This is a genomic window from Kordia sp., from assembly GCF_022447245.1.
Lineage (GTDB): Bacteria > Bacteroidota > Bacteroidia > Flavobacteriales > Flavobacteriaceae > Kordia.
On the sequence record NZ_JAKVBC010000033.1, the window covers coordinates 22,447 to 43,419 of the forward strand.

The following is a 20,973-nucleotide window of genomic DNA, read 5'->3' on the forward strand; positions in this document are numbered from 1 at the left end:
AAGTAAACTACTTCGGAGAACATCTGCGAAGCTTTCAAATATGCTATTATCGAGTAAAATTAAGAATAAGTTTCATCACGATCAAAACCATCATCTAGATATTCGTCAATTTCACGACGATCTTTTTTGGTAGGTCTACCAGTTCCTTGCTTGCGATAATGATCTTTAGCGTGTTTTAATAATTCTAAATGCTCAAAATTTTCTTTAGGAGTCGTATCCACACGATAAATATCAACGAGTTTAGCACCCAATCTGCTCGTTGGAATATCGAGTACGGTCAAATGTCGTGTAATTTGATCCTTACGAACTTCAATTTTATCCGTAGGATATACTTCTCGAGATGGTTTTACAGTAGCACCATTAATTTTAATATGACCCTTTTTACAAGCCGTTGTAGCCATGTTCCGAGTCTTAAAATAGCGCACGCACCATAAGTATTTATCTATCCTCATACAAAAAGTCTAAAAACTGCGTTAAAGAATATACAAAAGTAGGATAAAATTGTATCTTGCAACCCAAAATTTAAAAAACAATGATGAAGTTTGTAAAATTTACAATTCTAACGATAATTGCGACTGTGGTTGTTTTTTCGTGTAAAAGTGATGATGATCCAGTTTCTTTTTTAGAACTAAGAGATAGAGGTGAACAGCAGATAGAAGATGATGCTGCGCTTGTAGAGTTTTTAAGTACACATTTCTACAATTATGAAGATTTTGATTTTACGAATCCAGAAAGTACAGCGAATGATACTTTTACAATGACATTTGGTAAAATTGAAGGTGAAAATGCTGATAAAACACCATTAATTAACCAAGTTGAAACACGTACCACTACCTATTTTGATGTAGAATATAAGTATTATGTATTAAATTTACGTCAAGGAGGAGGAAAGTCTTTTTCTAGTTTTGATGAGGTGAATTTAACTTACAGAGGTCAAACCTTAGATTTAGAAACATTCGATTTTAGAGTAACACAACAAAATATATTATTAGTTGGCGCAGCCGTAAGTACCGTTCGAGGTTTTCAATTAGGATTACCTGAGTTCAATACCGCAGAAAATATCGTAGAGGGAAGCAATGGTTTCTTAGAAGCTAGAAATGGAGGAATTGGTGCTATATTTTTCCCTTCAGGATTAGGGTATTTTAGTGTGGCTCAAGATGGAATTGATGCGTATTCTCCATTAATTTTCTCCTTCAATATATTTGATGCTACTTATGCAGATATTGAATCAGACGGTTTATTATCCTCTATGGAAGATTTAGATGGAGATAACGATGTAACGAATGATGATACAGATGGAAATGGAGTTCCAAACTTTAGAGATACAGATGATGATGGAGATGGAACGCTGACAGTGAATGAAGTAGTACAAAATACATATACATTGAATCCAGGTGATCCAGAGCCGACGTATGCATCGAATGAATTTGTAAAAACAAGAGATACAGATGCAGCTGGTGTGACAACAATTGAAACAGTTGTTTTGACAGATACTGACGGAGATGGTACTCCAGATTATTTAGATAATAACTAGAGGATTTCAAAAAAAATATCAATGAAAGCACTTCTTAATCGAGGTGCTTTTTTTGTGCTAACATTTTTTTAGAAGATATATGTGATTTGAATAGATGTAATTTAGTTTATTTTCTTTTTTCTAATTTAGTCACTAAGTTTTCTACAAAGGCATGCATCAATAGCATTTGAAAAGTATTGCATGCATGAATATAAATTAAACAACGCTTTTATTGAAAAGTTAACTTCAAAAGGATTTTACCAATATTCATATACATTTGAAGATTTTAATTTGGGGAAATTTCAAGAAGACATCAGAGATTTATTTTCTTCATTTTTTAGTAAAGAATATTTAAAAGAAAATTTGTCCATTCCAGATCAATATATTGATTTCTTATGTTGCATAAGAGGATATTTACACAACAGCTGGGATTATTTTCATGGTTCAGGATTGGTGCTAAGTGATATAAAGTATTGGTTAGACTTATATGATGAAGAATTTAAAGAAATGGAAAACACGGAAAATGTCTTAAGATTGCATATAAGTATTGCACCTGAAGGTGATAAACATGTAATTCTTTTAAACTGTGATTAAGGCTCTAAAGATACACATCCATAGGATGGATATTCTTATAAAATTCCCAATTGGGATAATTTGGCGGCTTTTTTTATAGAAGATTATAGCATATAAAACCGATTCAATTTACTTTTGAGAATAACTTGAAAACAAAAAGCACTTCTTAACCGAAGTGCTTTTCTTTATGTTATTATTTAATTTAAAAACTATAATCGCAAAGAAAGACTAAAAATTAATTGACTTGGTCTAGAATCTAAAGTTCCAATTGCTATATTGTTTGAATCTAAAATAGTGGCTTCGTTTTCTGAGAAACCTCTTTCATAGCGTACATCAAATCCTATATTTCCAATTTTTACAGCAGCTCCAAAATTGAAACCTACCGTAATGTCATTACGAACATCAGAAATCGTAAAATTTTCATAATCATTGTCCAATATATATTGAAAAGCTGGACCCGCAAAAACACTCAATGGTCCAATCACATCAATTCCTAAAAGAACAGGTACATCAATTTTAGACATATCATACGCATTTGAATTGTATTCACTTTTTGTTTTTGTATAAACAACTTCTGGACGAAGGTATAATTTGATAAAATTAATTTCATAATACGCTCCTAAATGATATCCAATTTTTGCATCTCCACTATCTTCTAAAATATTTTCTCCTGCTGTAACAATTTCACGTAACTCACCATTGGAGTTAAAATTTAATCCTGCTTTTACTCCAAATTGTGCAAAGGAACTCACTGAAGCAAGCAGAAATACGAAACATAATAGGTTGTTTTTCATAATATTAAAATTTAATGTTATCATAAAGAAACGAATTATTTTCGAATCTATTATTTTCGAATCATAACTTTATTTACCGCTTTTACAATAGAAGCGGCATTTAAACCATACTTTTCCATCAATTGTGCTGGCGTACCAGATTCTCCAAATGTGTCATTTGTTGCAACAAATTCTTGCGGAGTTGGTCTATGCAACGCTAGTGTACGTGAAACACTTTCTCCCAATCCACCTAAGAAATTGTGTTCCTCAGCAGTAACTACACAACCTGTTTTAGCAACAGAGGCTAAAATAGCTTCTTCATCTAATGGTTTAATGGTGTGAATATTAATTACTTCTGCTGAAATTCCAGCAGCTTCTAAGGTTTCAGCAGCTTGTACTGCTTCCCACACCAAATGTCCTGTAGCAACAATGGTTACATCTGTTCCTTCTGTTAATTGTACAGCTTTTCCAATTTCAAAAGTTTGATCTTCAGGAGTAAAATTAGCTACTTTCGGACGTCCAAAACGTAAATATACAGGTCCGTGATGTTCTGCAATAGCTAAAGTAGCAGCTTTTGTTTGGTTGTAATCACAGGTATTAATTACGGTCATTCCTGGCAACATCTTCATCAATCCTATATCTTCTAAAATTTGGTGAGTTGCACCATCTTCTCCTAACGTAATTCCAGCGTGAGAAGCACAGATTTTTACATTTTTATCTGAATAAGCTACCGATTGACGAATTTGATCGTATACACGACCTGTTGAGAAGTTTGCAAACGTTCCTGTAAATGGAATTTTTCCTCCAATGGTCATTCCTGCAGCAATTCCAATCATATTTGCTTCTGCAATTCCAATCTGGAAAAAACGTTCTGGATGATTGTCTTTAAAAGCATTCATCTTTAACGAACCTGTCAAATCAGCACAAAGTGCCACTACATTTGGATTCGTTTTTCCAAGTTCAGTCAATCCGTCTCCAAATCCTGAACGTGTATCTTTATTTCCGGTGTTTGTATATTTTTTCATTCTTTTATTTCTAGTGTGTTGTTGATTGTAATTGTTCTTGAAATCTTCTTGATGCTGATTGCTTTTAACAAAGGTTTATTTTTTTCTGCAACATATAATATGATTCCTTGAGGCAAATCCATTTTTACAGAAAGTTCATTATCACTAATAAACATCGTATTAAAAAGCCCTCCAAAAACAATATTATTGTTTACAGGATATGATACGTCAAAAACTACATCCAATTTATTTTTTTCCTCAGGCTCGCTGCTAGGATATATTTTATAAATAGTTCTTTCCTTATTTAAAACTGGAATAGTTTCAGAAGACTTGTCAGCTATTAAATTTATAGGTTCATTGATTTCTTGTGGAGATTTAGGAACCATCGATAACAAATCTACTTTCATAAAAAATGATAACTCTTTGTTATATATGCTTATATAAAATTTAGTAGACTGAGTATCATAAATGATACTTGACAAAAAATTTGGTAAGTTTTCATTTTTAGGTTTTAAAAACATAAAAGAATACCCATCAGCTATTTTCGAATAATTAGTCCATAAATAACGTCCAGATTTGTCAAAGGCTACCTTAATAGTATCTGTTCCTTTTGTTCGATCTTTAATCTCGTAACTCACTTCATAATCAAAAGTAGCGCTAAGTGTATCTTGTTGTGCTATTACAAATGAAGTGGCAAAAAAAGCAACTATAAATAAAAACTGTTTCATTTTAGTAGTCTCCTAAAGTTTCTGGGTTTTGTGCCAAAGCACTTTCTAATTGCTCATCATTGGGAGCTTTTCCATGCCATGCATGTGTATTCATCATAAAATCAACACCATTCCCCATTTCTGTATGCAATAATACAACTACAGGTTTTCCTTTTCCAGTCTTCGCTTTCGCTGCAGCCATTCCATCTTTAATCGCTTGAATATTGTTTCCTTCTTCAATCTCTAATACTTCCCAACCAAACGCTTCAAACTTAGCCGAAAGTGAACCTAAAGGCAATACATCGTCTGTTGCACCATCAATTTGTTTCTTGTTATAATCAACTGTTGCAATATAATTGTCAACATTGTTTCCAGAAGCATACATAGCAGCTTCCCAAATTTGACCTTCTTGCAATTCTCCATCACCATGTAAAGAATAAACAATGTGTTGGTCTCCGTTTAACTTTTTAGTCAATGCAGTTCCAATAGCAACCGACATTCCTTGTCCTAATGAACCAGATGCAATACGAATTCCTGGCAAGCCTTCATGTGTTGTTGGATGTCCTTGCAAACGAGAATCTAACAAACGAAATGTATTCAATTCATCCACAGGGAAATAACCTCTTCGCGCCAAAACGCTATAAATAACAGGAGAAATATGACCATTCGATAAAAAGAAAACATCTTCTTCCTTACCATCCATTGAAAAACCATCATTCAGTTTCATGATGTCATTGTATAAAGTAACTAAAAATTCAGCACAACCTAATGATCCTCCTGGGTGACCAGAATTTACTTTGTGTACCATTCTCAAGATATCTCTACGTACTTGAGTAACTAAATTTTCTAACGATTTGTTATCAGACATTGTGTATTTGTTAGTAGTTTTTGTAAAGCACCAAAAGTAAGTCATAAAATAGCGTTAACAAAAGAACTTTGCAGGCTTTTATTAACGAATTTGTGTGAATAAGCTAAAAAGTGAATAAGACTTCGTAAATATTTGAAAATGAATTGATAAAGTTTTGGATAAATGCTGTTTTATGAAGTGTGTAAAATATATTTTAAATAGTAAGTACAACTAAAATATAAAGAAAGAGAAAATCTGTATAAAAAAGTCAGTAGTTTCAAGCCTTTTGAGCCTTAATCTTAAATTCAATATCATTAAAATTTTATGCCTTTAATTTTAGAATTAAGAAGACATGGATATTCAATCAAAAAAAATTGAATTAGTAAAAACAATACTAGCTATTGAGAATGTTAATTTCATTCAAAAAGTAGCTGATTTTGTGAACAAAGAAACTACTGATTTTTGCAATGAATTAAGTCTTTCCGAACAAAATGAAATCAAAGAAGGAATCAATCAACTAGATCAAGGTAAAAGAATTCCTTATGACGAGTTTATGAAGAAAATTTCCTAATGAAAGTATTTTTATCTGAGTTAGCAGAAAATAAACTTCTTAGTTTATCCAAATACTTGTTAGAAAATTGGAATTTGAAAGCTAGAAATCAATTCCTTAAAAAAATCACAGAAAAAACACATCAAATTTTACAGCAACCAGAAAGTTGTCCTCAATCAAAACAATTCAAATGTTTATACAAATCTGTTGTAAACAAATAAACTACTTTTTATTACAGAATTTTAATTGAACTTTAAGAGATTGAGGTTGTTACGGTATTTGGTTCTAGACAAAATCCTAATAAATTGAAAAGAGATATTGAATAAAATTCACGCGAACTATTCTTGAAAATAAATTAAAACTAAAAGAATTCTGAATTTTAAGTTTTCATTAATCAAATCATCAGTAAATCTTACCTATATTTGCCAACTGATGAAGCCGCTATATCGCGCGATTTTAATACTTTTTTTGGGCTTTCACCAGAAATATTTCGCGGTAATAAACAAATAATAAGTAGGCAATAGTGATACGATAATGAAATTTGATTTAAAAGGAAAAGATCCACAAAGCAAAGCAAGGGCAGGAGTATTGACAACTGATCATGGAACGATAGAGACGCCTATTTTTATGCCTGTGGGAACCATTGGAACGGTAAAAGGTGTACACCAACGTGAGTTGAAAGAAGATATTAATCCTGATATAATTTTAGGAAATACCTATCATTTATATTTGCGTCCGCAAACAGAAATTTTGGAAAAAGCTGGTGGATTGCATAAATTCATCAATTGGGATCGTAACATTTTAACAGATTCTGGTGGATATCAAGTCTATTCCTTATCGGCCAACAGAAAAATTAAAGAAGAAGGTGTAAAATTCAAATCGCATATTGATGGTTCTTACCATTTCTTTACGCCAGAAAATGTCATGGAAATTCAACGCACAATCGGAGCCGACATCATTATGGCTTTTGATGAATGTACGCCGTATCCTTGCGATTATCGTTATGCGAAACGTTCAATGCACATGACACATCGTTGGTTAGATCGTTGTTTGGCACATTTAGAAAAAACACCGTACAAATACGATTACAGTCAAGCGTTTTTCCCAATAGTTCAAGGAAGTACTTATAAAGATTTACGTAAACAATCTGCCGAATTTATTGCATCGCGTGAAGCAGAAGGAAATGCCATTGGTGGATTATCGGTAGGTGAACCAGCAGAAGAAATGTATGCAATGACCGATGTGGTTTGTGAAATCCTTCCAGAAGACAAACCACGTTACTTAATGGGTGTTGGAACACCAATTAACATTCTTGAAAATATCGCTTTAGGTGTAGATATGTTCGACTGTGTGATGCCAACACGTAATGCCAGAAACGGAATGTTATTCACGGCACACGGAACCATTAACATAAAAAATAAAAAGTGGGCAGATGATTTTTCTCCTATTGATGAAATGGGGATTACTTATGTAGATTTAGAATATTCAAAAGCATACGTACGTCACTTGTTTACTGTAAATGAGTTGCTTGGTAAACAAATTGCCACCATACACAATTTAGGATTTTACCTTTGGTTGGTTAGAGAAGCTAGAAAACATATATTAGCAGGAGATTTTAACGAGTGGAAGAACAAGATGGTGAAACAAATGGATAAACGTTTATAGTATTTTATGAAAATATTAGATTGGTACATCATTAAAAAATATCTATTAACATTCTCTGTAATGTTATTGCTATTTGTTCCTATTGGAATCATGGTTGATATTTCGGAAAATATTGATAAAATGTTGGCTACCAAAGCTCCAACAGATGAAATTATCATGTATTATGTAAACTTTGTTCTATATTTTGCCAATCTCTTATTTCCTATATTTTTATTCCTTTCGGTAATTTGGTTTACTTCCAAAATGGCAAATGATACAGAAATCATTGCAATTTTAAGTTCTGGAGTTTCGTATTTACGTTTCTTACGCCCGTTCTTAGTGGCGGCTTCGATCGTTGCTATTGTTGCTTTTGTGATGGGAATGTACATTGTTCCCAATGCTAGTAAAGGTTTTAATGAGTTCCGATTTGAATATATCAAAAGAGGACGAAAACAAGTACGTAACAACTCCGAAATATATAAGCAAATCACAAATAACGATTTCATTTATCTAAAAAACTTCAACTTTAAAAGTAAACGAGGAGATAACTTTACCTTAGAACATTTTGAAGACAATGTGCTGCAATATAAATTGCAAGCACGTACCATAAAATACAATGAAGAAGACAGTACATATACTTTACGGGGTTACAAAAAACGTATTGTTGGCGCTATGAATGATAGTTTAATAAGTGAACGAAAAGTAGATACTATTTTTCCGTTTGACGTGGAAGATTTAACACCAGTAACGTATATGGCAGAAACTTTAAATTATCAAGAATTAGACGAGTTCATTAAAAAAGAGAAGCAGTCTGGATCGCCAAATGTCAACAAACATTTATTAGTAAAATACAAACGTTGGAGTTTGCCAATTACGGCATTTATTCTAACCATTATTGCAGTTGCGGTATCTTCTATGAAACGTAGAGGAGGAATGGGAGTCAACCTTGCTTTCGGAATTTCCATAGCCTTCATATATATTTTCTTTGATAAGATATTTGGAACCATGGCAGAGAAATCAGGATTCTCTCCAATGTTAGCTGTTTGGGTTCCAAATATTGTCTTTGGCGTATTAGCCTTATATTTGTTGTACAATGCTAGGCGATAAACTCAAAAATTATTTACATCTACATCTATTAGTCTTTATTGCTGGCTTTACAGCAATTTTAGGAAAATTGATTACCATCAAAGCAATTCCATTGGTTTGGTTTCGTATGCTAATTGCTGGAGTATTGATGTTTGCGTTTATCAAATTCTCAAAAATCAAACTAAAAATTTCATTAAAAACATTTTTCAAATTTGCGATAGCTGGTATTGTGGTAGCATTGCATTGGATTACTTTTTTTGGTGCAATAGATGTCTCTAATGTATCCATAACATTAGTGATGTTTTCTACAGGTGCGTTTTTTGCATCGTTTATAGAACCCATTGTCTACAAACGAAAAATTGTGTGGTACGAGATTGTTTTCGGAATTATTGTGATTGTTGGTGTATCAATTATTCTAAATACAGAATTTAAATATATAAACGGGATCCTTTTGGGAGTCTCTTCAGCATTTTTGTCTGCTTTATTTTCGGTATTGAATGGTAAATTTGTTGAAAGTCAAGATGCTTCCACCATTTCGTTTTACGAATTTATCTGTGGCGTGGCATTTATTTCGATCTATTTGGCGTTTGCTTCAGATGGATTTTCAAAAGAAAACTTCTTTTTTTTAGAAACAAATGACTGGATATACATCTTCATTTTAGCTTCTGTTTGTACAGCGTATGCATTTATCGCTTCTACATATATCATGCGCTATATAAGTCCATATACGGTAGTCTTAACCTATAATTTAGAAATCATTTATGGAATTATATTGGCGTTATTATTGTTCCCTGAAGATGAAAAAATGACACCAGGATTCTACTATGGAAGCTTGCTCGTAGTAGCAACAGTTTTAGCAAATGGAATCCTAAAAAATCGCAGAAAAAGAAAATCAGGAGATGGCATTGATATTTCCTAAATTAAAGTTTTATATTTGTAAACTTAAATAACTAATCGTATACTCAAAAGCATGGAATATTTAGAGTTTGAGCTACCTATTAAGGAATTAAAAGATCAATTGACAAAATGCAAGGCAATTGGCGACGAAAGTGACATCGATGTTACAGAAACATGTCAACAGATCGAGAAAAAATTAGAAGAAACCAAAAAAGATATTTACAAAAATCTATCGGCTTGGCAACGTGTACAACTATCACGTCATCCAAACAGACCGTACACCTTAGACTATATCAACGCATTGTGTGGAGACTCTTTCCTAGAATTACACGGAGATCGTAATGTAAAAGACGACAAAGCAATGATTGGTGGATTGGGTAAAATTGGCGATCAATCATACATGTTTATTGGTCAACAAAAAGGATACAATACTAAAACACGTCAGTACCGTAATTTCGGAATGGCGAATCCAGAAGGATATAGAAAAGCATTGCGTTTAATGAAATCTGCTGAGAAATTTGGAATTCCAGTAGTCACATTAATTGACACTCCAGGAGCATATCCAGGTTTAGAAGCGGAAGAGCGTGGACAAGGAGAAGCAATTGCTAGAAATATTTTAGAAATGACACGGTTAAAAGTGCCAATCATCACGGTAATTATTGGTGAAGGTGCTTCTGGTGGAGCGTTAGGAATTGGAGTAGGAGACAGCGTATTAATGCTTGAAAACTCTTGGTATTCGGTAATTTCTCCAGAAAACTGTTCTTCTATCTTATGGAGAAGCTGGGAACACAAAGAAAAAGCAGCAGATGCTTTAAAGTTAACAGCAACCGATGCAATGAAAATTAAAGTGATTGATGAAATCATCAACGAACCTCTTGGTGGTGCACATACTGATCGTGAAGGAACATTCATCGCAGTACGTGATGCCATAGTTGCACATTATGACAAATTAAAAAACTTATCACAAGAAGATTTGGTAGGTTCTCGCATGGAGAAGTATTCAGAAATGGGAGAATTTAAAAAATAAACCTGTATACTCATAGGGAAGACGAAAAATCCGAAGTGAAGGCTTCGGATTTTTTTTCCGCTTATTAACAAAAAAAAGAACTTATTAACAATATTTTTGTTGAGATTCTAGTTCAAAAATAAAACCACAAAGTAAAAGTATTAGTTACTTTCGCAATCATGGAAAATGTAAACCCTAAACAAACATATAAAACAGACAAAGGCAATCTAATTAATCTTGAGAAAGGAAAACTGCCTCCACAAGCTGTCGATTTGGAAGAAGTTGTACTTGGTGCAATGATGATTGACAAAAAAGGTGTGGATGAAGTAATTGACATTCTAAGTCCTGAAGCTTTTTATAAAGAAGCCAATAAATACGTGTATGAAGCCATTTTTCAATTGTTTGAAAATTCGGAGCCGATTGACTTACTCACGGTTTCTTCACAACTTCGTAAAAACGGAAACTTAGAAGTCGTTGGTGGTGATTTTTATTTGATTTCACTAACGCAAAAAGTATCTTCTTCAGCGCATATTGAATTTCACGCACGTATCATTCTGCAGAAGTTTATTCAACGTAGTTTGATTAAAATCTCAAATGAAATTATAGAAGATGCCTACGATGAAACTACAGACGTTTTCTCATTACTAGATAAAGCAGAATCACGTTTATATGAAGTAACGCAGGGAAACATTAAAAAGTCGTCGGAAACGGCGCAAAGTTTGGTAATTCAAGCCAAGAAAAAATTGAAGAAATCTCTAACAAAGAAGGTTTAAGTGGTATTCCTACTGGATTTACCAAACTAGATAAATTAACGTCTGGATGGCAACCGAGTGATTTAATTATTGTTGCAGCGCGTCCAGGTATGGGTAAAACGGCCTTGACTTTATCGATGGCAAGAAACATTGCCGTTGACCAAAATATTCCTGTGGCATTCTTCTCTTTGGAGATGGCATCGGTACAGCTAATTACACGTCTAATTTCCTCGGAAACTGGTTTATCTTCCGAAAAACTTCGTACGGGAAAGTTAGCAAAACACGAATGGGAACAATTAAATGTAAAGGTAAAAGGACTCGAAAAAGCACCTTTGTTTATTGACGATACGCCATCACTTTCCATTTTTGACTTGCGTGCAAAAGCGCGTCGTTTGGCATCACAGCACGGAATTAAGATGATTATGATTGATTACTTGCAGTTAATGACCGCAGGAGGAAGTCAAAAAGGAGGCAACCGTGAACAGGAAATCTCGATGATTTCTCGTAACCTAAAAGCCTTAGCGAAAGAATTATACGTTCCAGTAATTGCCTTATCACAGTTATCGCGTGCGGTAGAAACACGTGGAGGAAGCAAAAGACCATTACTTTCTGACTTACGTGAATCTGGAGCGATTGAGCAGGATGCCGATATTGTATCGTTTATCTATCGTCCAGAATACTATAAAATTGAAGAATGGGATGATGAAGAACGTTCGCCAACGGAAGGACAAGCCGAATTTATTGTTGCAAAACACAGGAATGGTGGTTTGGAAAACATTCGTTTAAAGTTCTTAGGACACTTAGGTAAGTTTGATAATTTAGAAACTTTTGATTCTCCATTCGAATTCCATTCTAAAATGAACGATGCAGCGAACGACGATACGTTCAAAACAGACAATTTACCAAGTGCTGATGAAGCTTTTGGAAGTTCTATGAACGATGATTTTAATCCAGACGATAACGAAGTTCCTTTCTAAGAAATCCGTATTTTTGTAGAAGCCAGTTCAATTAATTTTTTTTAACAGAATGCTTTATATATGAAATACGACTACATAATTGCAGGATCAGGATGTGCAGGACTAAGTTTGCTTTACAGAATGCTGAAAGATCCGCAATTAAGTCAAAAGCGTATGTTGGTTATCGATAAAGAACAAAAAAACAAAAATGATCGTACTTGGTGTTTTTGGGAAAAAGGAAACGGATTGTTTGAATCGATTGTAACACATCAATGGAAAACCTTGGCGTTTTTATCAGATGATTTTCAACGAAAATTTGACATGCCAGCATATCGTTATAAAATGATTCAAGGGATTGATTTTTATAACTATGTGTTAGATTTTGCCAAACAATTTGAGAATGTGACGTTTGCTTCAGAAACGATTACTCAAATTACTTCTGAAAATGATCTGGCAGAAGTTGTTACTGAAAATACTACGTATATAGCGAAGTATGTGTTTAACTCTACCAGTCTTTTCTATCCGAAAATGGACATTGGAAATTCACTTTTACAACATTTTGAAGGTTGGGTAATCAAAACCAATGAGCCAGTTTTTGATGCGACTGTTGGACGATTGATGGATTTTCGTTTAGATCAAACCCATGGCGCAACATTTATGTATGTATTGCCTACAAGCGAAACCGAAGCTTTGGTTGAATACACACTCTTCACGGAAAAAGTTTTAGAAAAAGAAGCATATAAAACAGCACTAAAAGATTATATCACAAACCATTTAAAAGTTGACGATTATAAAATTTTGCATACAGAATTTGGAATCATTCCTATGTCATTAGCGAAATTTTCAAGAAGTGTTCCGAATCAAAAAAATATTATCAACTTAGGAACTGCAGGCGGATTTACAAAAGCGAGTAGTGGTTATACGTTTCAATTTGTGCAAAAGCATACTGAAAATGTGATCCAGCTATTGAAAGAAGGAAAACATCCAAATCCGAAATTAACGTTTCGTGACAAGATGTATCAATGGTACGATCGAACGCTGTTGGAAGTAATTCTATCAGATAAATTAGAAGGAAAAGAAATTTTCGCTACGATGTTTAAAAAACGTGCTATCGAAGATATCTTAGCATTTTTAGGAAATGAAAGCTCTTTTTGGCAAGATGTTAAACTGATGAGTTGTTTGCCAATTATGCCGTTCTTGACTTCTGGCGTAAAGCAATTGACAAAATAAATCACGATCATTTTGAGGATAAACCTATTAGTAAATCGAACATCCAATCCAGCAGTATCAAAAGCGCAATATGAGCAATTGGATTTTGAATATGCACACCATCAACACGGAAATGGACCGTTTCATTATGCTGCTGAAGAGAATGGATTTGTTTTTGAAACTTATCCTTTGACTAAATCGCAAGAAAAAGAAGACACTTCCATCAGGTTGGGTTTTGACGTCTCAAATCTTGTAGATAAGATAAAAACTTTAGAAAATTCTGCTAGGAAAATTCTATCGCAACCTACAAAAACAGCATGGGGATTAGTGGCTTTAGTGCAAGATTTAGATGGAAGAAAGATTGAATTAAAAAATAAAATAAGCGACTTTCTTTCATGAGTTTGTTTTCTAGAATATTTGGTAGCAATGACGATTCTAAAAGGCAAGAATATGTGCATTATGTACTTTATGAGGCTAAGGGGAAATATTGTTTGAAAAAGATGAAGAAAACGATTTTGATGTTTCCAGATCGAATCAATACAAATGCACATGCTGAAGCGAAAACACAACATGTTTTTACTAAAAAATTTCGCTCTCTACTAGAATTTTGGAGCTACATTACAAAATCAAAAAAATGGTATCTGGAATATCAAGCAGATACAATTGAACATATAGAAAAATATATAGAAACGTTGGCTCCATTGATTGCAAAAGAAACCAATGAATTGAGACGAAATATGGAATTTTCCAAAAGTGACAACTTCATTATTGCACAGTGGGATAATTTACTATTTCGGTATAAGGACAAAAGCGAATTGGTTCTTCAGGAAAGTAAAAAGCTAAAAACTTTCTGTGCAAATTGTAAAAATGAAAGAAGAGGATTTAGTCAACGATATCCAAAATCAATTTGTCATGAATGTTCATCAAAAGTGACTGACAAGAATGGAAGAAGTATTGAATTCTTTAATTCAGAAGCACTAGGTTCTGGTTGCCAAGGATGTTATTCTGGAACAAACCAAAAAGAAAAATACGAACTGAACGTATGTTATATTGATGGTAAAGAATTTGTAGCAGAAGAAGCCAGATTTGGAGGAATTGTTATTAATCTAAAAGAAGAACTATGAAAAAAATCTGTATGCTTTGTCTGTGTATTTTATGTTTTTCTTGTAAAAGAAAAAAGGAAGAAGCAAAAAAAGTTTCAGTACCAGAAGAAAGTGCCACTATACCCGAAACAAAAGATAATTTGATTCAAAAAGAAAGTTTTCAAAAAATCATAGATTCAGCCAGCCTAAAAGGTTCTATTTTGCTATTTGATATCAAAAAAGAGCGCTATTACTCCAATGATTTTGTTTGGGCAAATACAGGGAAATTGCCAGCATCTACCTATAAAATTCCAAATTCAATCATAGGTTTAGAAACGAAAGAAATCGATTCAAATACCATATTCAAATGGAATGGAGAAAAACGAATGTTCAAATCTTGGGAAGCGGATTTGACATTGTACCAAGCATTTCAACGCTCTTGTGTTCCTTGTTATCAAGAAGTAGCACGAAAAGTAGGAGTGAAGCGCATGAATCATTATATAGAAAAGTTTCAATATGGAACTATAAAAGTTGATTCTGCAAATTTGGAAAACTTTTGGCTCATAGGAAAAGCAAAAATTACCCAATTTCAACAAATCGATTTCCTAAAACGTTTTCAGCAAGAAATCTTACCAATATCAAAACGAACCTCTACTATTGTGAAGGAAATCATGATTATCAAAGAGACAGAAAATTATGTATTACGAGGAAAAACAGGTTGGTCTATTGAAGGAGAACATCATAATGGTTGGTTTGTTGGTTATATAGAAAGTAATGATCAATTGGTGTTTTTTGCAACAAATGTAGAACCTATTTCAAAAGACTTTGATCGTAAAAAGTTTCAAAGAAATAGAAAGTTAATTACTTTTAACGCTTTGGAGCAGCTGTTTGGAATGAAACTGTAGATTTTTGAAAAAAATCGTAGCAATCTGCTAGTTTCTTAAAGTATTTTTGATTGATCTATAAACAGATTACCTCGTCATGTTTCCTCGTAATGACTTTTCAATTAACTGTAAAATAGAATTTTATTCGGTTATTTCACATGTCCAATGCCAAATGCCATGTCTTCAATTTTATACAAATGATTGTGGTCATGCATTAGTAAATGTCTGAGCATGATGTATGGCGTATAGGTTTTATATTCTGGATGAATTGCCAACTTATTCCAATCGTTTGCGTCAAATGCTTTTGCTAGTTCAATGGTTTTGTGGCGAATTTCAAAAAAATCTTCAATGGTTTTATGTAAATCTAACTCTATGAAAAAGTTCTTATCAAAACTATCTCCAGATAAAGGTTCAAATACTGGCTTTTCCTGTTCTTTAAAATCCTTGAGTCGTTTTTGAAACCCATACATATCACCAACTCCAATATGTGTGGCATGTTCATGAATAGACCATTTTCCATGAATAATTTGCTTTTTATAAAGAGCTGGATTTATTTCAGAAATTAATTCTTGCAATAGTCTTGGAGTTTCGCTTAGTGCGTTTAGTATTGGTTCAATTTGTTGATTCATTTTTAATAGTTCACTAGAATTTTACGGAAGCTAAAGCTAGATGAATTTTGATTGAAATCAAAGATTAGATGATGTCAATAATAAACAAAAAGTTAATAATTACGTCATTGCGAGATTTTTGAAATAAATCGTGGCAATCTTTTTGTTTCAAAAACTATAGTTGAATTAAAAACAGATTACTTCGTCATACTTCCTCGTAATGACGTATCTAAGCTTTCAGCAACAAAAAAAATCTAAGCATCATCAGGATCAGGAGCATTCACGTTAAGAGTAATAATATCATCAGCGCGAATCATACTTGGTTTGTTTACGTCAAAAGCTGGTACTTGTATATCAAAAGTTGATTCGTCGGTGATAGCTTCATCATCTACATTTTCTCCAAATTCGTATCCAAGTCCGTATTCGGTCAATAAGGTTTTAATTTCTCCAAAACTTCTTTTGACCATCGTATTGTTTTCACCTTCTTTTTCAATAATATTTGGTAAAAAACGAATGATTTGTGCTTCTGATGGCGGAACAGGAACAATATCAAATTGAATTTCTGCCGTAGCGTTCAATCCTAAATTGTACTTATTCGTATTGGAAGCGTTTACAGGAGTTGCATACATTTTTGGTCTAAATGAACGTGTACTTTGCAATGAATTTCCAGTACTCTGCTGTGAAATAGATAATGAAATTTTGGCTTTTGCTGTGGTTTTCGGAATCGTATAAAAAGTAGGTTGATAACCAACTTCACGCAGCATTTTTAAGGTTTCAGAAGCTTTATCTGGATCACTGTTATATATTTCTAATGTTTGTCTTAATGAGCCTTCGTCTAGCGCTGCTTGTGCTTCTCCAACACCTTCTCCAATGGAAGCGATAAAATCTCCAAGTGGTGCAGCAAAGGCATCTTTTACATAATCATATGAATTGCTTGACATAATTTTTTTAGTTTATTGGTTTTGCGAAAATTACTATTACTTCTTGTCCTTCTTCAACAGCTGCATCTGGTGCTGGCGATTGTTTGAATGATTGTCCTGCGATGAGGGAATTGTCATTTGTAGCATGGTATACGGCATCGAGTTTTAAGCTATTGTTCAGTAACACTTTTCTAACGGCAGTTTCCGTTAATCCTAAAATATTAGGCATTTTTTGCGCAACGCTAGTTGCTGTATTTCCGCTTGGAACAATATCAATACTAATATCACTAATTGCGGCACTGTTTACTTCTTTGGCAGATTCATAATCTAACAAACCAAATACAGTTCCGTTCGGACCTTTTTCAACCGTTGTTTTCAGATTTAAAGAGATATTGGCGAGTTTATATTTAGAATTTACCAATTCTTCATCAGCCTTAATAACATCATTTACGATACTTCCGTAGACTTTACTAGCAGATAATTTATTCGGATGATCCGTTACGGTAAAGTCTCTAGCTTCTTCAAGTTCTTGTTGTAGTTTTTGATTATCACGTTCTAAAGTTTCTACCAGTGTTTGTTTGTTTTGTATTTCTGTCTCTTTAGCAATAACCAAGGCTTTTTCTTGTCGTACTGTTTCTTGTAATTGTGAAATACTTGTTAGGAAAGATACTTTTTCTTGTTCCAAATTGTCTTTTACAATGGTTAAATCTGAGACTTGTTGCTCCAGATTCGTTTTTACAATATTAATGTTTGCAACCTCTACTTGTAGATCGTTATATAAAACTTCAAAATTACTTTCGCTTACATTGACAGCTTCCATATTTTCAATTTGCGTTCGCTGTGCGGCAAGCTGTGTTTCTAAATTAGCTTTATCAGTTTCAAGTGTTTTTCGTAATTCTCTTTCGCTGGCTAAATTTGAAGATACCGTTTGTAAATCGATGCTTAAATCTGCAACTTGTTGTTCTTTTGTACCTAAATCATTTTGTGCGTTTTTCAACTGATTTTGTAAAGCCGTTCGCTCATTTGTTAAAGAACTTACAGAATCATTTAGTTGTGTAACTTCTGCTAATGCAGTATCTCTTTCTATAGCAATAGCACTTATATCACCTGAAGAACTTTCCAAGGTTTCTAGTTGTTCTCGCTGTGTAGCAATTTGTGTTTCTAGAGTTTCTACAAGTGTTCTTTCATCAGTAAGATTTGTTCTAATAGCTTCTAAGCTTGCATTTAAATCAGCTACTTCTTGTGAACTATTTTGAATATTGCTTTGTGCAGTCGCTAATTGAGTTCGTAACGATTCACGTTCATCGTACAAAGAAGTAATTGTGGAGTTTAATCCAGAAATTTGTGCAATAGCATTGTCTTTCTCTTCTTCTATGACGCGAATTGAACTCATTAGTTCAAACATTGGAACTTCAGAAGCGATTACAATATGGTCACTCTTTGTGATGTATTTCTTAGGATCTAACAACCAACTTTTATTAAAATTGAGGGTAATTTTAGAATCACCTGTAATCGTTACATTAAATGTAGTCGCAATAACTTCAGGAAGTCCAGCTTGCGAGTTTGCATTAATGATTCTAAACGAAGGAGTTCCTCCAGATTTTAAAACTTCACGAACGACACGTACGGTTTGATTCTTTGTAGAAATTCGAGAAGGAATCGTTAGCGTATATGCTAATTTTCCGCTTCTTAAAGCAAGTGCATCTGTTAGCGCTAGCCACGATTTTGTATTTACATTGTAAAACTGTACTTGTACTTTTATTGTTTTTGCAGCTTTGTTAGATGCATCATACAAAATGTGCTGAAACTGTATGCTTTGTATATTAATTGCCATGACTATTTTTGAATTGAAATTTTAGTGAGTACATTCCCAACATTCACTTCTATGATTAAAATGTTTCCATTGGCAAAGTCAACACCATCTACTTTTACTTGTGTTTTGGCTTTTCCATTTGCGTCTGTACGAATCTCACTTGTGTTTAAGAAAGCAGTTCCGTGATTCAAGCTTGCACTCGGATTTAACGCTTCTGTTTTTTGTTGATTGTAATTAAACTCCACCAATGCATCTGATATTTTTTCACCTGCGGCATTAAAGACTTCAACATCGATATCGTAAATATGAATATTAGAAGTCGCTTTTGGTGTAGCATTGATGATCATTTGTGGTAAACCTTCGTTTGGTACAACTGCGATAAAGCGTCCAGAAATAGTACTCGTTACTTTATTCGTTTCTTTTGTATCTGAAGAAACACTTGCCACAGGTTTAAAAGCCAACGATCTGGCATATCCTTTTTGGAAAGATTGTGCTTGTGATAGTGCAGCTGTTCTTCCAGCAACGGCCGAAGTTGGTTCTGTACTTGTTTCTTTCTCAAATTCGGCTTCTACTTGTAAATTAAAATCCAAATAGGGTAAGGTATACAAGGTGTTTGGTCTACCAAATTCATCATAAGGTTTTACATTCCTCAAATGATTTTGCGCCTCATTCAAACTATCGGAAATTCCTAGTAGTATTTGTTTTAGGGTTAATGCGTTATTTGATGTGCTCATGTGTATATTTTTAAAATGCGAAACTATCTTTCTGCTTTTTCCCGTTTTTTAATGTATCAATACCTTTTTTAATATTTTTGATTGTATTGAAATCAACATTTAACTTTTTGTCTGCAACAGTAAAGCTTTGTGTTTCTTCTTTTTTTGTTTGTTGTTTTTGAATGAAATCAAAATCGAAAGCATTTTTTGTATTTGAGTCTTGTCCGCTAATAAAATCAACCGCTTTTAGTTTTTTCTCAAACAGATTGGGCACTGATTTGGTTTTTTCTAGACGTTTGTTAGCAGTATTGAATAACTGATTTACCTTGTCTAGTTTTTTTCCAGTTTTATTGACAATATCCATTCCTTGGGAAACTTTTTTGCTGAACGTTTGCAATTCAGGAGATTTTACAACACTGGCAACTTTGTTGATGCCAGTTTGTACTTCACTTCCTTTATTACGAATTGTGTGAAACGTATCTGTAACTTTTGATACCTTTTTGGTCACTGTATCAAATGTATCTATTGCTTTTGAAACCTTTTTAACAGTAGATTTTACTGTTTGTACTTTCTTTTTCTGAGCCGGATTGTTGACAAACGAATTGAGTTGTTCTTTTCCTTTCTTAGCAGTTTTCGCAACTGTTTTATTAGTTTTTTTTCTTTGTTGTATAGGCGCAACAACGTTTCGTTTATTTACATTTTGTAAAAGTGTTTTTTCTTGCCTTTTTGGTTTTTGCGTTTTTGGCTTTGATGTTGAAGGCTTTTGTACGGTTGGTTTCTTTTGTGATTTTGGAGAAACCTTAGCTACGGATGTTGATGGTTTCTTGGTAAAATCGTCCATAGTGCGTACTCCTTTTTGAACTTTTCTTGTAAACTCAAGTATAGTAGTAGCTTGCTTCTTTTTCTTTGATACGATTGTTGTTTCAGGCGTACGTTTGACATTCGGAATGTGAACTTCAGGTTTTGCAGCTTTCTTCTTTTGTATAAAATCAGTATTGGGTTTTGCCTTTTTCTTCTTTTTTGAAGTTGTCGGCATTCTTGAAATATCCCTCTCTTTTCTTTTTTTAGTAAAAGAAGGAGTTACTTCCCAACGGTCGTCGTGTTTTTTGCGATGACTTTCTTTGCGTTTTTTGCGTTTTTCCTCTTCTGCAGCTTCCTCTTTCTTCTTCTCATCAATCGTTTTTATTTCATTCTCATACTTTCTATCTGTGTTTGATTTCTTCTTCTTACCAGTGAGTTCTGCCATTTGATCTTCGAGCTGTTTTTGCTCTTCAATCAAGGATTTTAGACTCGAATTAAATTCGGCTGCATCTTCTAATGATTTGTTTGAATTTTTAGCATCGGGAGAAAGTAACGAAGCTATATTGTCTATAGCCGCGTTTTCCTTCTTCGGTGCTTTTTCCTTTTTAACAAAGCTTTTCCAATGTTTAGCCATC

The 20,973-nt window shown here is 33.5% G+C and carries 22 protein-coding genes and 1 pseudogene; 13 read left to right on the forward strand and 10 right to left on the reverse strand.

From position 1 onward, the window contains the following. Positions 1-59: 59 nt before the first annotated feature. Positions 60-452, reverse strand: coding sequence for an RNA-binding S4 domain-containing protein (locus MK119_RS18860; RefSeq protein ID WP_290682090.1), 393 nt, complete (start codon positions 450-452; stop codon positions 60-62). 80 nt (positions 453-532) lie between these two features. Between MK119_RS18860 and MK119_RS18865 the strand changes: the two genes are divergently transcribed. Continuing rightward, on the forward strand, positions 533-1,534 hold the full coding sequence (locus tag MK119_RS18865) for a hypothetical protein (protein WP_290682093.1): 1,002 nt from the start codon (positions 533-535) through the stop codon (positions 1,532-1,534). 180 nt (positions 1,535-1,714) lie between these two features. After that, on the forward strand, positions 1,715-2,107 hold the full coding sequence (locus tag MK119_RS18870; RefSeq protein WP_290682096.1) for a hypothetical protein: 393 nt from the start codon (positions 1,715-1,717) through the stop codon (positions 2,105-2,107). A 188-nt stretch (positions 2,108-2,295) separates the two neighbouring features. On the opposite strand, the gene MK119_RS18875 is transcribed toward MK119_RS18870, so the two are convergent. The 4 genes from MK119_RS18875 to MK119_RS18890 are packed head-to-tail and all read right to left on the reverse strand — an operon-like array spanning position 2,296 to position 5,438. After that, positions 2,296-2,880, reverse strand: coding sequence for an outer membrane beta-barrel protein (locus MK119_RS18875; protein ID WP_290682099.1), 585 nt, complete (start codon positions 2,878-2,880; stop codon positions 2,296-2,298). A gap of 50 nt (positions 2,881-2,930) precedes the next feature. Next, positions 2,931-3,884 (reverse strand): transketolase C-terminal domain-containing protein, encoded by a 954-nt coding sequence (locus tag MK119_RS18880; protein WP_290682102.1) that lies wholly within the window; start codon positions 3,882-3,884, stop codon positions 2,931-2,933. Continuing rightward, positions 3,881-4,591 carry a hypothetical protein gene (locus tag MK119_RS18885; RefSeq protein WP_290682105.1) on the reverse strand — a complete coding sequence of 237 codons (711 nt, stop codon included), beginning with the start codon at positions 4,589-4,591 and terminating at the stop codon, positions 3,881-3,883. The genes MK119_RS18880 and MK119_RS18885 overlap by 4 nt, the downstream gene beginning before the upstream one ends. A gap of 1 nt (position 4,592) precedes the next feature. After that, positions 4,593-5,438, reverse strand: coding sequence for a transketolase (locus MK119_RS18890; protein ID WP_290682108.1), 846 nt, complete (start codon positions 5,436-5,438; stop codon positions 4,593-4,595). A gap of 331 nt (positions 5,439-5,769) precedes the next feature. Between MK119_RS18890 and MK119_RS18895 the strand changes: the two genes are divergently transcribed. The 11 genes and pseudogenes from MK119_RS18895 to blaOXA all read left to right on the forward strand — a co-directional run bounded on the left by MK119_RS18895 (position 5,770) and on the right by blaOXA (position 15,504). Next, positions 5,770-5,988: a hypothetical protein gene (locus MK119_RS18895; RefSeq protein WP_290682111.1), complete on the forward strand. Its 219-nt coding sequence runs from the start codon at positions 5,770-5,772 to the stop codon at positions 5,986-5,988. After that, positions 5,988-6,188, forward strand: a complete 201-nt coding sequence (locus tag MK119_RS18900; RefSeq protein ID WP_290682114.1) for a type II toxin-antitoxin system RelE/ParE family toxin — start codon at positions 5,988-5,990, stop codon at positions 6,186-6,188. Before MK119_RS18895 ends, MK119_RS18900 begins: the two co-directional genes overlap by 1 nt. A gap of 313 nt (positions 6,189-6,501) precedes the next feature. Then, positions 6,502-7,632, forward strand: a complete 1,131-nt coding sequence (gene tgt, locus MK119_RS18905; protein ID WP_290682117.1) for a tRNA guanosine(34) transglycosylase Tgt — start codon at positions 6,502-6,504, stop codon at positions 7,630-7,632. A 6-nt stretch (positions 7,633-7,638) separates the two neighbouring features. Further along, positions 7,639-8,718 (forward strand): LptF/LptG family permease, encoded by a 1,080-nt coding sequence (locus MK119_RS18910; RefSeq protein WP_290682120.1) that lies wholly within the window; start codon positions 7,639-7,641, stop codon positions 8,716-8,718. Beyond that, entirely contained in the window at positions 8,705-9,616 is a 912-nt protein-coding gene (locus MK119_RS18915) for a DMT family transporter (protein WP_290682123.1), read from the forward strand. Before MK119_RS18910 ends, MK119_RS18915 begins: the two co-directional genes overlap by 14 nt. 51 nt (positions 9,617-9,667) lie before the next feature. After that, complete coding sequence (locus tag MK119_RS18920) at positions 9,668-10,621, forward strand: acetyl-CoA carboxylase carboxyltransferase subunit alpha (RefSeq protein ID WP_290682126.1); 954 nt, start codon at positions 9,668-9,670, stop codon at positions 10,619-10,621. A 158-nt stretch (positions 10,622-10,779) separates the two neighbouring features. Next, positions 10,780-12,329: pseudogene (dnaB, locus tag MK119_RS18925) on the forward strand (replicative DNA helicase). A gap of 60 nt (positions 12,330-12,389) precedes the next feature. Then, a complete protein-coding gene (locus MK119_RS18930; protein WP_290682129.1) occupies positions 12,390-13,538 on the forward strand; it encodes a lycopene cyclase family protein in 1,149 nt (382 codons plus the stop codon). 12 nt (positions 13,539-13,550) lie between these two features. Next, positions 13,551-13,916, forward strand: coding sequence for a hypothetical protein (locus MK119_RS18935; protein WP_290682132.1), 366 nt, complete (start codon positions 13,551-13,553; stop codon positions 13,914-13,916). A gap of 101 nt (positions 13,917-14,017) precedes the next feature. Further along, positions 14,018-14,641: a hypothetical protein gene (locus MK119_RS18940; protein WP_290682135.1), complete on the forward strand. Its 624-nt coding sequence runs from the start codon at positions 14,018-14,020 to the stop codon at positions 14,639-14,641. Then, a complete protein-coding gene (blaOXA, locus tag MK119_RS18945; protein WP_290682138.1) occupies positions 14,638-15,504 on the forward strand; it encodes a class D beta-lactamase in 867 nt (288 codons plus the stop codon). The genes MK119_RS18940 and blaOXA overlap by 4 nt, the downstream gene beginning before the upstream one ends. 128 nt (positions 15,505-15,632) lie before the next feature. Here the strand turns inward: blaOXA and MK119_RS18950 are convergent, their stop codons facing one another. The 5 genes from MK119_RS18950 to MK119_RS18970 form a co-directional block, all read right to left on the reverse strand. Then, complete coding sequence (locus MK119_RS18950) at positions 15,633-16,112, reverse strand: DinB family protein (RefSeq protein WP_290682141.1); 480 nt, start codon at positions 16,110-16,112, stop codon at positions 15,633-15,635. 233 nt (positions 16,113-16,345) lie between these two features. Continuing rightward, positions 16,346-17,032 carry a hypothetical protein gene (locus MK119_RS18955; RefSeq protein WP_290682144.1) on the reverse strand — a complete coding sequence of 229 codons (687 nt, stop codon included), beginning with the start codon at positions 17,030-17,032 and terminating at the stop codon, positions 16,346-16,348. A gap of 7 nt (positions 17,033-17,039) precedes the next feature. Continuing rightward, entirely contained in the window at positions 17,040-18,845 is a 1,806-nt protein-coding gene (locus tag MK119_RS18960) for a PASTA domain-containing protein (RefSeq protein WP_290682147.1), read from the reverse strand. A gap of 2 nt (positions 18,846-18,847) precedes the next feature. Then, positions 18,848-19,558, reverse strand: a complete 711-nt coding sequence (locus MK119_RS18965; protein WP_290682150.1) for a hypothetical protein — start codon at positions 19,556-19,558, stop codon at positions 18,848-18,850. 10 nt (positions 19,559-19,568) lie between these two features. Beyond that, the gene (locus tag MK119_RS18970; RefSeq protein WP_290682153.1) at positions 19,569-20,972 is read right to left on the reverse strand and encodes a hypothetical protein; all 1,404 of its coding nucleotides are present in this window, start codon (positions 20,970-20,972) and stop codon (positions 19,569-19,571) included. Position 20,973 lies beyond the last annotated feature (1 nt).